The sequence below is a fragment of the Lysinibacillus sp. NPDC097195 genome, assembly GCF_044762075.1.
Classification (GTDB): domain Bacteria; phylum Bacillota; class Bacilli; order Bacillales_A; family Planococcaceae; genus Lysinibacillus.
This window is the reverse complement of the sequence record NZ_JBIWDP010000007.1, coordinates 88,257-102,708: the sequence shown is the minus strand read 5'-3', so window position 1 is coordinate 102,708 and position 14,452 is coordinate 88,257. Positions and strand designations below refer to the sequence as shown.

General features: G+C 37.9%; 6 protein-coding genes and 1 riboswitch. Of the genes, 2 read left to right on the top strand and 4 right to left on the bottom strand.

What is annotated here, in order from left to right:
- Positions 1 to 147 precede the first annotated feature (147 nt).
- The 3 genes from thiC to ACIQXI_RS20480 all read right to left on the bottom strand — a co-directional run bounded on the left by thiC (position 148) and on the right by ACIQXI_RS20480 (position 5,852).
- Positions 148 to 1,926 carry a phosphomethylpyrimidine synthase ThiC gene (gene thiC, locus ACIQXI_RS20490; RefSeq protein ID WP_402928170.1) on the bottom strand — a complete coding sequence of 593 codons (1,779 nt, stop codon included), beginning with the start codon at positions 1,924 to 1,926 and terminating at the stop codon, positions 148 to 150.
- 154 nt (positions 1,927 to 2,080) lie between these two features.
- Positions 2,081 to 2,195, bottom strand: a riboswitch (TPP riboswitch).
- A 48-nt stretch (positions 2,196 to 2,243) separates the two neighbouring features.
- The gene (locus ACIQXI_RS20485) at positions 2,244 to 3,173 is read right to left on the bottom strand and encodes an AEC family transporter (RefSeq protein WP_402928169.1); all 930 of its coding nucleotides are present in this window, start codon (positions 3,171 to 3,173) and stop codon (positions 2,244 to 2,246) included.
- A gap of 576 nt (positions 3,174 to 3,749) precedes the next feature.
- Positions 3,750 to 5,852 (bottom strand): methyl-accepting chemotaxis protein, encoded by a 2,103-nt coding sequence (locus ACIQXI_RS20480; RefSeq protein WP_402928168.1) that lies wholly within the window; start codon positions 5,850 to 5,852, stop codon positions 3,750 to 3,752.
- A 196-nt stretch (positions 5,853 to 6,048) separates the two neighbouring features.
- Between ACIQXI_RS20480 and ACIQXI_RS20475 the strand changes: the two genes are divergently transcribed.
- Both ACIQXI_RS20475 and ACIQXI_RS20470 read left to right on the top strand, forming a co-directional pair.
- Entirely contained in the window at positions 6,049 to 7,704 is a 1,656-nt protein-coding gene (locus ACIQXI_RS20475) for an S-layer protein (RefSeq protein WP_402928184.1), read from the top strand.
- A gap of 400 nt (positions 7,705 to 8,104) precedes the next feature.
- On the top strand, positions 8,105 to 9,409 hold the full coding sequence (locus ACIQXI_RS20470; RefSeq protein ID WP_402928167.1) for a hypothetical protein: 1,305 nt from the start codon (positions 8,105 to 8,107) through the stop codon (positions 9,407 to 9,409).
- 126 nt (positions 9,410 to 9,535) lie between these two features.
- Here ACIQXI_RS20470 and ACIQXI_RS20465 read toward each other — a convergent pair whose 3' ends face one another.
- Positions 9,536 to 13,792 (bottom strand): S-layer homology domain-containing protein, encoded by a 4,257-nt coding sequence (locus tag ACIQXI_RS20465; RefSeq protein ID WP_402928165.1) that lies wholly within the window; start codon positions 13,790 to 13,792, stop codon positions 9,536 to 9,538.
- Positions 13,793 to 14,452 lie beyond the last annotated feature (660 nt).

Genomic DNA, 14,452 nt, shown 5'->3' with positions numbered 1-14,452 from the left:
AGCACCACAACGCTCATAGCAAAAAAAGAGTTAGATTGACTACGATCAATCTAGCTCTTTTGCCATTCCTTCAACCTGTTTGTTCTGTTCTAAGCAGAAGGTACCACCACTACTGTTACCAAGTGCCTTATGGGGTCTTGTACTTCATTACTGATACAATTTGCTGCCATTATTTTTAAACTGTTGCGCCTTTTCCTGCATCCCTTGGTGAATCGCTTCGGTCGTAGTTAAATCTTTTTCTTTAGCATAATTACGAATGTCTTGAGAAATTCTCATACTACAAAACTTAGGACCGCACATCGAGCAGAAATGTGCGGTTTTTGCTCCTTCCGCTGGCAATGTTTCATCGTGGTATTCTATAGCTCTCTCAGGGTCTAACGACAAATTAAATTGGTCTCGCCAACGAAACTCAAAACGTGCCTTCGAGAGCGCGTCATCTCGCTGCTGCGCTCCAGGATGCCCCTTCGCTAAATCAGCTGCATGGGCTGCAATTTTATAGGTAATGACCCCTACACGAACATCCTCTCGATTCGGTAGCCCTAAATGTTCTTTCGGAGTTACATAGCATAACATGGCTGTGCCAAACCACCCTATCATTGCCGCACCAATAGCAGATGTAATATGATCATACCCTGGCGCAATATCTGTAGTAAGAGGCCCCAATGTATAGAATGGTGCTTCTTTACACACTTCTAATTGCTTGTCCATGTTTTCTTTGATGAGATGCATTGGCACGTGTCCTGGTCCTTCTACCATTACTTGCACATCATGTTTCCAGGCAATTTGCGTTAACTCTCCTAGCGTTTCTAGTTCTGCAAACTGCGCCTCGTCATTGGCATCTGCAATAGAACCAGGGCGTAAACCATCCCCTAACGAAAAGGCAACATCATACGTCTTCATAATTTCACAAATCTCTTCAAAATGCGTATATAAGAAATTTTCTTGATGATGGAATAAACACCACTGCGCCATAATAGAACCTCCGCGCGACACAATGCCTGTTACGCGATTAGCTGTTAAAGGCACATAACGCAGCAAGACACCTGCATGAATCGTGAAGTAATCTATCCCTTGCTCGGCTTGCTCGATTAACGTATCTCGATACACTTCCCATGTTAAATCCTCTGCTACGCCATTGACCTTTTCAAGCGCTTGATAAATCGGCACAGTTCCTACAGGCACAGCAGCATTACGAATAATCCATTCACGTGTTGTATGAATATGCTTACCAGTAGATAAATCCATAATATTATCCGCACCCCACCGTGTTGCCCACGTCATTTTTTCCACTTCCTCGGCAATGGAGGAAGTAACAGCCGAATTGCCAATATTGGCGTTGATTTTCACATGGAAGTTACGACCGATTATCATCGGCTCAGCCTCGGGATGATTAATATTCGATGGCATAATAGCCCGTCCTGCAGCAATTTCGGCACGCACAAATTCTGGTTTAACATGTTCACGAATCGCCACAAATTCCATTTCCGGGGTAATAATTCCTTGCCTTGCATAATGTAGTTGCGTCACATTGCGACCCTTTTTCGCACGTAATGGTTTACGTGCTAGCTGTGGAAATACATGTTCAAACAGACGTGGATCATCTACTTTGCGGAAACCATTATCTTCTGGTTTTATAGTGCGTCCCTCGTATTCCTCTACATCATCACGCTCTTTAATCCACGCACTCCGCAAAGCTGGTAAACCTTTCGTAATATCGATTGTATACGTTGGATCTGTATAAGGCCCACTCGTATCATAAACTCGAATAGGCGCATTTTCTTCTTCTCCAAAACTACCAGTTGTTGGGCTTAACTTAATTTCACGCATTGGCACTAAAATATCTGGTCGTGTTCCTTCTATATATACTTTTTTACTGCCATCAAAGCTTGCCATAATGTTCATGTTTTTTTCGCTAATTGTTGTCATTTACTATTCCGCTCCCTTTTTAGTATTTTTTACAAGGACCGAATCTAGCTCACGCCAATAAGCTCTATTACAAATAAAAAGCCGAATCCAAAAAAATTTGGATCCGGCTGTACATGTAAGGTTTATTAATCGCACAGTTCAAAAGTATAAGGAGTGCGATGTTCATTAACTTTCCCACGCTGGTATGAGCCAGATCAGGTCCAAAGGGTCAAGAAACCTCCATGCGTTTCCCTCTCAGCCCGACTCATCAGACTCCCCTAGTTAAGCTATTCAGTTTGATGTTAGTGTACCAGATATTACTAATAGATGGAAGCCAATTATGTAAAGAGCATTTCCGCTATATAAATTACCACGGTCACGGTAATACAGCTAACGATTGTAGAAAATAGCACGGTTTGCGCAGCAGTAGCCGACTCGATATCATATTCTAGCGCTAAACTGGAGCTATTACGTGACGTTGGAAATGCACTTGCAATAAAGAGCGATTGAGCAACGACACCATCTAAGCCGAGCACAGAAATAATAAGTAATGCTACAGCAGGACCTACTACAAGACGCGTAATACAGCTAACAAACACTGTTTTATTGAACATCGATTTGATTTCAAGTTGCGATAGTTGTGCACCGAGTGTAATAAGTGCTACTGCAATAAAACCATCCGCCACATGGTCAATTGGAATCCGGATAAATTGCGGAATGCCAATATGAAAGAAATTCATTGCCACTCCTATTATTAGGGCATGAATAATCGGCATTTTTAGAAAATCCTTCACTATCGCCATCCCTGATTTAGTGGAGGAGATTAAATTATATAAACCATATGTATAAGTCGTCATATTTTGAAAAATAACGAGAAGTACTTGAATTGCAACTCCAACCGGCTGGGCTGCGAAAATCATTTGGGCTACCGGAATGCCATAGTTACCAGAGTTAATAAGCACAACACTATTTTTAAATACTGCCGTTTCTGTTTTCGCAAGACCAAGTGCCTTTGCTAAAAAGTGACTTAGCACCATTTGACTCCCGATAAAGAGCGCAATAAATAGTGCCACTTCCCCAAGCACCGTTAACTCCACAGTCGTTTCATATAAATTAACAAATACCGCTGCCGGCATAAAACAATATGTAATGAGTTGAGATAATGCTTTTAAATTAAAACTAAATTTCTTCTGCAAAAATGCTCCAAGTACAAGCAATACCAAAATAGGTGCAACAATTTTAAAGAAAATCATACCAAGATACAACATAGAGGCAACCCCCTTTCATCTCCTACTATAGTAAAACTGTTCAACCATCGGGTCAATGCTCCCTTACACCACCTCATCTATAACAGCTTTACATAAAAAAGACTATCCAATAATTGGACAGTCCAAAACTACTATTAATGCCGGTAGATATGCCCTGCTCCGCGGAATTCTTGCTCTGTTTCGCGGGATTACTTCTCTGCTCCGCGGGATTACCTCTCTGTTCCGCGGGATTCTTGCCCTGTTTCGCGGAATTACTCCCCTGCTCCGCGGGATTACCTCTCTGCTCCGCGGGATTCTTGCTCTGTTTCGCGGAATTACTTCTCTGCTCCTAGGAATTACCTCTCTGCTTCGCGGGATTACCTCTCTGTTTCGCGGAATTCTTGCTCTGCTTCGCGGGATTCTTGCTCTGCTTCGCGGAATTACTTCTCTGCTCCGCGGGATTACCTCTCTGCTCCGCGGGATTCTTGCTCTGTTTCGCGGGATTACTCCTCTGCTTCGCGGGATTACCCTCTGCTCCGCGGAATTACTTCTCCAATCCGCGGAATATCCTCTCTGCTTCGGGAAATTTAGCATTAATTAAGAAAGCTTAAAGCGATTCACGACCTCTTGCAGTTCTTTAGAAATTTGGTTCATATTATGAATCGATTCTGCAACCTTCTCCATTTCTGCTTGTTGATCGACAGCAGATGCACTTACTTGCTCTGCAGAAGCAGCTGTTTCCTCTGATACGGCTGAAATACTTTGTATCGCAGTAATGGCTTGATCTTTTTGCTCTAACATTTGTGAAAGATTCGTTAATAGCTCATTAATTGCTTTTGTAATCGCATGTGAAAGCTCATTATTATCCTTAAAGGCTAACTCTGTATTTTGTACCGATTCATTCTGGGCTTGCATTAAGCCAGCATTCGAAGTAATAACTGAAACCGTTTGTTTAGCGTCCTGTAGAATGCTCGCCACTGTTTTCTTTATCACTTCTGTTTCGGTCTTAGATTGTTCTGCCAGTTTACGAACTTCTTCTGCTACTACCGCAAAACCTTTCCCGTGTTCCCCTGCTCGAGCGGCTTCAATACTTGCATTAAGTGCTAGTAAGTTGGTTTGTTCAGTAATTCCTTGAATAGATACAATAATTTGATTGATATTGTTAATATTGCTAGATAAAGATTCCATTTGCTGTTGTATACGACCATTCATTTCATTAGTTTCACTATTACGGTCGCGCAAACTTTCAACTTCTTTCATACCTTGCTCTGTCGAAGCTTTTGTTTTCAATGAAAGCTCATCCATTTGCTTGGAAAGCATTGTAATAGCGTCAATTTGATCGGATAAATCAATCATGCGATAATTTGTTTCTTCTGTATCTTCCGATTGTTTCGATGCACCTTGCGCTATTTCGTTGATGGCTACAGATACTTCCTGATTAGAAGCAACAATTTCATTAAAGGCCTCGTTTACATCATCTGAAGATTGATTAAGTAATGTTGAAGAATTTAATACCGTATGTATGGCATCGTTCGTTTTATCCAGCATATTATTATAAGCGAATGCTACAGCACCAATTTCATCGGGTTTAATGAATTTTTCATCAATTTTTGATGTTAAATCACCCTCGGCAGCTTTTTCAATAGATGCACGTAAAACCTTTAGAGGCTTTAACTGTCGATAGATAAACATAGCACTTGCTGCAGCCATTAAAATGACCATCACAATTGCTGCTCCAATTGTAAATATAAGTACTTTATTATACGTTTCTAGTATTTTGGATTTAGGTAATACTAGCTGCACTGACCATACTTCATCAATATTTTCTAACTTCATAGGTGCAAAAGCATTGAATGACTGTTCACCAAGTTGCTTGGAGTCTACATAAAGACTGTCTGATACCCCCTCTTCCATTGATTGTTTAACATTTGTCCAATCAATAGCATCTTGCATATTGGTTCCGTCTAACTTTTCATTAATACTATTTACCGTTAAAATACCTTGATCTGTTATGATTCCTGCATAACCGCCTTCAGGCTCAATAGAAGCAGCTAATTCCTTTAAAAAGTCGATAGAAATAGTTGCTGATAGAACGCCAAAATATGTACCTTTATTATTCACTAATGGTACAGCAATAGTCGTCATTGAAATCGTATTACCGTTGACATTAAATTCATACGGTTCCGTTAACATTGCACGACCTTCTTCTTTTGGTATACGATACCATTCTGCACCATTCTTTTCGTCAAGTCCTACTACAGGATTAATAATAACTTTGTCTTTGCCTCTTGTTAAATAAGGAATAAAACGATTTTGTTGGTCAATTAAAGCCTTATCAGTCGTCGGCCCAACTTTCACCGTGTTATTTTCTAAAATCACCCCTACACCAAGTAAATCCTTATTATCATCTAGGTTATTATCCAGTATCTCCATTACATCCTCTGTTGATAATTGACCTTTACTTTGCAATGATTGCACAATACGTTTTGTCGTGTGCAACATATCATTTACTTTCTTAAAGCGTTCACTCATCTTTGCAGCCGACAATTCTGCATTTTGAAGTGTTGCTTTTTCTGAATCATGCACACTTTGATTGTGCAGAATAGTGCTTGTTACCAATGTATAGGTAATAAATAACACTAAAAATACTCCTAAAATTAGCGAGCAAAGTTTTAAAGCTATACTTCTCGTTTTTCCCATGACAATACCTCCATTTTTATTAAACAATAATAATGGAAAGACCTATGTTTCTCAACAATTAACACTCTGAATTTCCCAAGTCCATTAAAATTTTCTAGTAAAAATTACATTTAAAAGACAAGATTTTGATACACTTACCCATTTTTACTAAATTTTATGAAAATATGTTATATTTACTAGTAATACTTTAATGGGAGTGAATAACTTGAAAAATAAAGCGTTAACTACATTAATGGCAACTGCCATTACAACCTCTTTGGTATTACCTTTGTCAAATGCAAGTGCTGCTTCTAGTGAAACATCTGTTCATCAATCACATTACAATGCTCAAACTGAGGGTGTTGCTGCATCAATCCTTTCCGGAGAAAAGTCACTAAAAATTACGAATGTGACATCTGATACAGTTCGTACTTCTCTCGGACAATTTAAAATTAGCAGTGCCCTTAAGCCCATATTTAAAGTGGCGAATCGTCAAGCTTTAATGAATGCTGATGCGACAGTTATTGTAAAAAATGACGAGATTACAAGCATAACTTCACTGACTTTAAAAAATGCAGGAACGAACAAAAAAGCAGTCGTTTTTGATGGTGGAGATGCTAAAATTGCCGGCGATGTAACGGTAAATGCTGATTACATCAAAATTTTAAACTTAAATATTGCAAATGACCTTACTGTAACAAATAGAGTAAAAAAAGCAGTAACAATCGACCACGTTACAATTGGAGATACCATCACTTTCAAAGCTTTAGCCACTAGAAAAATAGACTGGTTATACGTTTCATTAAAAGAAATTGAAACACCAGAAATCATCGTTCAACGTACTAAGTTAAACATTGCTGCTGACAAAACGATTTCTTCAATTGATGTGAAAGACAAAGTTACTTCATTGGAGGTAATGGCTGATGTCAAAAAAATGGTGATTGATGTTGAAAATGATTTTAGTCTCTATGGAGAAGGTAAAATCGAGCAAGTAATCGTTAAACAAGGAGAAAGAATCGGCTTAAATTCAGAGCATCAAATTAACAAAGTTCAAGTCGACGCTAAAAATGCGAAAGTCACAATGCCAGCTGTGAACAAGACGGAACTAAGTAAATTACTTGCTTCCCCTCCATATGTTGCTGTATCCATCAACGGCAATGAAATTTTAATTTCTGATAAATGGACAACGCAAGCTGAGCGAACAGCATTCGATTCTGCTGTCACGAGTGCAAGAACGGTAGCCAATAATACAAATGCATCACAAGACCAAGTGCTTAATGCCATTACACAGTACAAAAATGCGCTTTCAAACTATCAAGCAGTGCAAAAATACGGTAAAAGATATGCTGCTGGCGACAAAACAACGCTTACAACATTAATTAATTCTGTACAGTATGTAACAGTTTCTTATAACGGATATGATGTACCATATAATACACCTTGGACATTGCAAAGCGAGAAAGACACTTTAGTATCAGCTGTATCATCAGCTCAATACGTCTTAAATTATTACTACTCGACGCAAACTGAAATCACAAATGCCATTACAAATTTAGAAAATGCTATTTGGAATTATAAAAATGCGTATAAATATGGTACGAATGGATACAATGTTGATAAAACTTCATTGACGACACTTATTAATTCCATAGTGACTGTAAAGGTTTCCTATTACGGAACTGAAATACCGTATTATGAACAGTGGACAACACCTGAAGCAAAAAGTAGCTTAGATTCTTCTATTCAGCAGGCATACTACATCGTAAATAGCACCAATGCAACCCATCAAGATGTGACAAATGCAATTACCAATTTACAAAATGCTATCTATTATTATGAAATTGCAAAAAGCTATGGCACATACGGATATTAATTGAAAAGACTCTACTCAACGTAAAGTCCTTTTAGACACTCAACAAAAGGCATCAAGTTCAACTTGATGCCTTTTGTCATTTTATTACACTACTAATTTGTTCAGTTGCTTAGAGCGAAGTGCGGTGACTCCTGCGGGAACCCAGGCAACGTAAGACGCACCAAACCGCGCGTTAGCGAGGATTGCGGCTTACGGTGTACCCATGGAAAGCAACCGTCCGTAGCGGAGCAATGTCCCTTCCCCTTTTAACTGATCGAATTTTTATAACTTATTAGTTGGTAGTTAGGATACATTATACCACAAAAATCACCGGACCTTTTTACCTATTCAACTAAAATATGCATAAAAAATCCCTAATCTATGATAAAATTAACTATAAAAGAATAGGAGGTTTGTCTGTATGAAACATAAAAGAAGCCTAGCTTTGCTGGCACTTGTAGCCGTTCCTTCACTTATTTATACAACGCCTATAACAACTGCATCTGCTGCCGATACCTCGACACATGCAAAAACATCATACATATATAATAATACATACTACTATAATGCTAACGTTGCGAATGTTGTGCAGCTTATTTCTAATATTAATGATACCTCATTTGCTTTTCAGGCATACTTAGAGGCCGCACTCAAAGCCTACAATGCGTTAACAGAGACCGAAAAACTATACGTTACGAATTATGCGACATTATCCAATCACCAGCAAACAAGACTACAGTATCGTAAACTAGCAGCTCAAATAGAAGAAAAATTGGCTTCGGTGGCCTCTACTTCGGTCAATTATTATCAAAATGTTATCGAAACGCGCGATTGGTACAATACCTTGAATACCGCGCAAAAAACGTTTGTCAGCGCTGAAACACAAAAAATACTGACATCGGCGATTAAACCGAATACTTCTGTTGATAAAGTGGTCAATAAAATTCAATTATTAAATTCATCTCGCCTTAACTTCCACAAGGATGTGGAAGAAGCCCGCGCTGAGTACAATGCCTTACGAAAATTTTCTAACGTCTCTTTGCCTGCAGGCATTGAACAGCTTTTACTAGATGCTGAACAGGTTGTGAAGATGGATAAAGCGGCTGCAAAAGAAGTGGAAAATGCGATTACCGCTTTATCACCTAAAACATCTACAACGCACGATGTTCAAGCAGTGAAAAATGCCTTTGAAGCATTAACACCTGTACAACAACAACTCGTTCCAAACGTTTGGAAATTAGTAGACTATGTAAAGGGAAAATATAAATTACCAAATAAAGTTAACACTACTACGACACCGGAGTTTTCAGACTCCGCCGCAGTGCCTGGTAAAAATACGCTCATGTCAAAAAGTCGCAACACCTATAAAGCAAAAATCAATGTTGACGACTCTGAACATAATAATGAGCGCTTTGTTTTAACAACGAAAGCAAATATGGCTGTCATTATTCCACCATTAAATACGCTTATCAATGAAGATTTAGGCGTAATGGACATTCAACTTTCAAGAAATTTAAATCGTATTACATTCCAGGCCGTATTAAATAAAATGCCGGCTAAATTTGAAGCTAATATCGAAATCATATTAGAAAACATTCCCGACAATTCATCGATCGTTCGAATCAATGAATTCGGTGACCAAGAGCCTGTGTCCTACACAGTAAATGGCAATCAATACATCATCGAAACCCAAACGTCTGGTACGTTTCAAATTGTTAGGAATTAAATAAGTTAAAACCCACATCCTACTTTAGAGTCACTTCGACAATAAATGGATGTGGGTTTTCTCTTTCGTCCATATACAAAAGATACTAGCTATCATTGTAATAGCTAGTATCTTTCTATTTTTAAATTATTTTGTTCTAGGCTGAATTAATACATAATCTAGAGCCGCTGGATCTGTTGATTCTTTTGCATACACAATATTTCCATATTTATCTTTTGTGAACAGATAAATTCGTTGATTTGCTTGGAATACGTTTACTGAACTTGGATCACTACCTGTTTGGATTGCTGTAAAGGTCTTCGCATTACTTGCATCAGAAGGTATTGTTATCTTACCTGTACCGTAGGAAATAATCGCTCCTCCAGTAATATCCGTAAAGTTATTACTATCTGCCTTAGCGATAATCTCTTGAATATTATCAAGTGACAAAGAATTATTATCGTTAAGTACAGCATAGTAATAGTGCTGATTCCACGAAATATCAACATTTAGACTCGAGACGACTTGAACCTTCTTAGAAATATTTAAATTGCCTTGGAAATCCTTATCCTCTAATAATGTCGCAGAAGTAATTGTATTACCCAATGTTGGATATTTATACTCTGCTCGATCTTTACTAAATGTCCAGCCTCCTTTATCTTTTGCGTTGGCATTTACAAGGATATCAAAGCTTTGTGTCACTTCACGATCAAACGTGATAATTAGCTTACGAGATTCCCAATCTTTTATACCCGTCATGTCTTGCCAGTCATATGATTTGTGGGACGGTGTAATAGCTGTTGTTGTACCTGGCTGAACTAATGTAAAATTAAACCCTGAATCGATAGCCTCTGAAAAAGTCACTTCAAATGTTTTACCATCAAGTCGTTTAAAGACTGGTTCTTGAACCTTTGGCGGTGTACCATCCGCTAAGAATGTATATTTCATCTCGCCTTTTCCTTGTCCAGCATCAGTCAAGTTTATCGTTTTATTTTGCTGCTCATCAAATGTGTAAACTTTTGATTCTGTGCCTTCTTGCAACATTGTTGCGTTACTATATTGATCTTTTACAGCAACATATAGCTCATACTGTTGATGTGGCTCAAGGGTTAAAGCAATCTCATTTGTATCTTTCTTCATATCTTTAGCAATTCCCTTAGCAATAACTTCTTCAGCACTTGTTGGCACTGGCGTGGAATCTCCTACTTTTCGAAGGACATAATGATATGTTCCTTTCTCGTCTGATATAAACTTAAAGGTTGCCTTCCGATCTCCCTCTGCTATTTTAATAGACGTATTTTTGATTACTGGTGGTGTACTGTCATCAATCACATGTTTTGTTTGAATATCCGAAACATTCCCTGAACGGTCTCGCAACACCATATAAATCGAATAGCTCTTAAATGGGCTTATTGGCGGGTCTGTATTTGGTAGTGGGATTGTCACTTTCTGTTTTCCTAATTGTGCTGGTTTATTTCCTCCACTACCGACAATCGGAATATTGATGCCCCCTACATTAAAATTATCTGCATTTAATTGCACAGCTTCGATTAATCGTAATCGGTCATCTCGAGTTAAATTTAAATCTGATTCCATAATTAAATAATGATATGTTCCCGCTTTACTAGCATTGAATTCCACAAGTGTCTGATCTTTAGCTGCGTTAATCGCTGGTTCACCGATAATATTTAAATATGGCCACTCACCGTCTCTATGAATATATTCGGCTGTATTACGCGGAACCGTATTCACTGGAGTATTGTTGATATTTTCAAAATCATTATCAGCCAAGTCTTTTACATTTGGAGAAATGGTTACGACCAAGTTATCTCCATTAACAAACCCTGTTAGTGAAGGGATTGTAAAGATTAATCTTTTTTGCGCCTTATTATACACTACTTTTTCTGGGCGAATCGGTTTTTGTAATCCTTGGTTAACAATACCTGTCCCTGTTAGCTCATAGTTTTCTACTTTCTCAGCAGAAACCTTATCTAATTCTTCACTTACTGTTACATAGAATTCATTTTTAATTTCATCTTGTAAAACGAGTTCTCCGTCAACAATATATGGAGGAATATTATCTAAAGCACCTGTTTTAAACTCTTTAATGGCCTCTTTTGGGATTGGATCAACTGAATAATTCCCCGAATCATCCTTCATCACAACATAAAGTTGATATTCTTGTACAGGGTCTAAACCTGTTAACAATCCGTCAACTTTCAATTCCCCAGCAACTACCTTCCCCTTACCTGTCGGGTTAGCAATAATATCCGCTGTTGTCGGATCTGCGGCAGTTGTTTTTTTACGTACATAATAGTAGTATTCCCCTGGTTCACTCGCTGTAAAGGTGAATTCTGCACGTGTCCCACCGTGAAGCGGGTTGACTGCTAGTGATTTTACAGACGGTGGCGATGAATCTTTCATTTGGAACGATTGCGACTTAATATCTGAAGCGTTTTTCGCTCCGTCCACTACCATTACGTACACTACGTATTCTTTTTTCTCACCTAAACTATTAATTTTAATGGTGTTTTTACCATTAACAGCCGATGCCGTGCCTGTTGCGACGTTTTTATCAACCTCAATACGATTCACCATTTCTCGTTTCGTCGGTGCTTCTACGCCCTTTTCGCGTACGATGTAGTAATACGTGCCTACTTTATCTGACGTAAATTCAACTTCTACATCACTACCGTTTAAGACAGTTACTTTCGTAATATCGATAACTGGCTTCGTTTTATCTGCCGGTTTCTGATTGTCGATATCGTCTTTATCGACTGGTTTGCCATCTGGGTCTGTAATATTCCCTACATTATCTTTATCGTTTAAGAAGTCATCAAAAATATTGTTTGGCCCTTCATCTTTTGGAAGGATGACTTTGTCGATATACGTGTAATCACCAATATCAATCCAGCCATATGCATTATCTACATAAAGTGTGCCAACACGACCATCAATATATAGCTCTAAATCCGTATAGCTATTGTAATTAATCCAATCGATATTGCTAGTTCCGTAAATCGTAAGCTTTGTTTCTGTATCTAAATTTAACGTACCAATATTACCTTGAATCTCAAATTCACGGACATTCCCGATAATATCTACACGTGGTAGCTTCGTATTTGTTTCGATTTTCGTACCATTTTGCGACACAACAAGTCGTGATACGGTACTATTGTAAAATTCAATATGCTTTTCAACGTTTTTCATTGTGACAGGATCTTTTGTCCAGTTTTCAAAAGGCTTGTTTTTATCTGGATTTTGATTGGAATCGGTCCAATTATTCAGGTCGCCTGACGAGTTACTATTAGATGAGTTATCCCCTTCTGGCTTATTCGGATTCGACCAGTCGATAAATGAAAAATTACTGCTAGCTACACGGCCAATATTTAATGGCTTAAAATAAGAAACATTTAAATGCAACGGTGGACGAACTGTTTCATTGACTAACATTGTGCCCGTTAATGTTACATTCGCAAATTCAATGTAGTTCCCATTGACAACAATTGTGCCGCCAAAAGATTTATGATCCCCATCAAACTGTAAAAAACGCGAACTTGTCCCACTAGCATTTAACGTTAACTTTGCAACCGAATAAAGCGTTTTCCCTGAAATATCACCCTCAATAAATGCACCCTTTAAAACATCTGCATTATATTCATTGAAAATATGTGAAAGGTTTTCAGGTACTGTATACGGTTCAGCATTTATGTAAAGAATATCATCTTCAACGCCCGTAATTTTATACGTTGATGCATTACTTTTTTTCTCTTGTGAACGAACAATAAACGAAGCAATTTGTCCACGAGTTACGGCATTAAATGGAGAGAATGTTACAGGTGTTGTTCCTTCTGTAATCTGTAAATCTACTAACGTTTGAATATAGTATGCATTACTCGTTTGGCTATTCACATCTTGGAAGCTATGATTAAATTTTGTAGCTACTTCAAATTTAAAGCCAAGAACTAAAATTTTTGCTAATTGCCCACGTGTCATTACTTCATTGGGCATAAATGCACCGCTTGCGTAACCAGACATAATGCCTGCATTTTGTAATGCGGCTACATATTTATAATATTCATTGCTCTTTGGTACGTCTTTAAAATAAGGATCTTCGACATTTTTTAAATCTAGCTTTAAAACCGTTGCCAGCATTTTCGCTGCTTGACCACGTGTTACATTTTGATTTGGTCGAAATGTCTTATCTGCAAACCCACTAATCGCACCTTGAGAGTACAATTTTAAAATATTGTCATAGTGACTTGAATATTGGTTAATATCTATAAATGGTGAAGTTGCTGCTGCTACCTTTTGTGGTGGTGGCACAACAACTGCAATCCCGCTAGTAGCAAAAACAGTTGCAATAAGTGCTTTGTTCACTTTTTGGATTTTTGTTTTATCCATCTCACTCTTCCTTTCACATAAAATTAAAACGCACAAACATTATTTTCATCATACTCTTTATATCGACAAGTAGATAGTGAACCTTCATATGTATTTCTAAAATAATGGAAGAAAGTCGTGCACAAATAAAAAAGCCAAGAAGCATCGGTGCTCTCTTGGCTTTCACAAATTATAGGCATACATCATATCACACTTGTTCTGTCATAAGGGAAAGGGGGATAACCTTAAGTCCTGCCAAGTCGATCGAGAGATGTGTCCCGAGTTTACGTATCATTTACAACAATAGCTTGCCCAAATAATTGGTACATTAATCATCTACCCTTAAAATTTACAAGCTAAACATTTTATAAAGGTGGGTCTATCGGCGATTTCCTCGAGGTTACCGGCGATTTATGCTCTTTTATCAGCGATTTTCCGGCTTCTACCGGCGATTCCCCTTTTCTTATCGGCGTTTGTCACACCACCCCATTAATCAACCATCTAAATTCTAAATTTTTTTACTTTTATTGTTATCGCAACATATAATTTTCTGACAAATTAATTTATAATAAAAATTAACGTAGTCAATGGTATTGTTAATCTGTTATAATACTGGATAAAATAAACATAATCTGTATTAATACAGATTAGTATAACTGCTTTTCACAATATGGGGATATG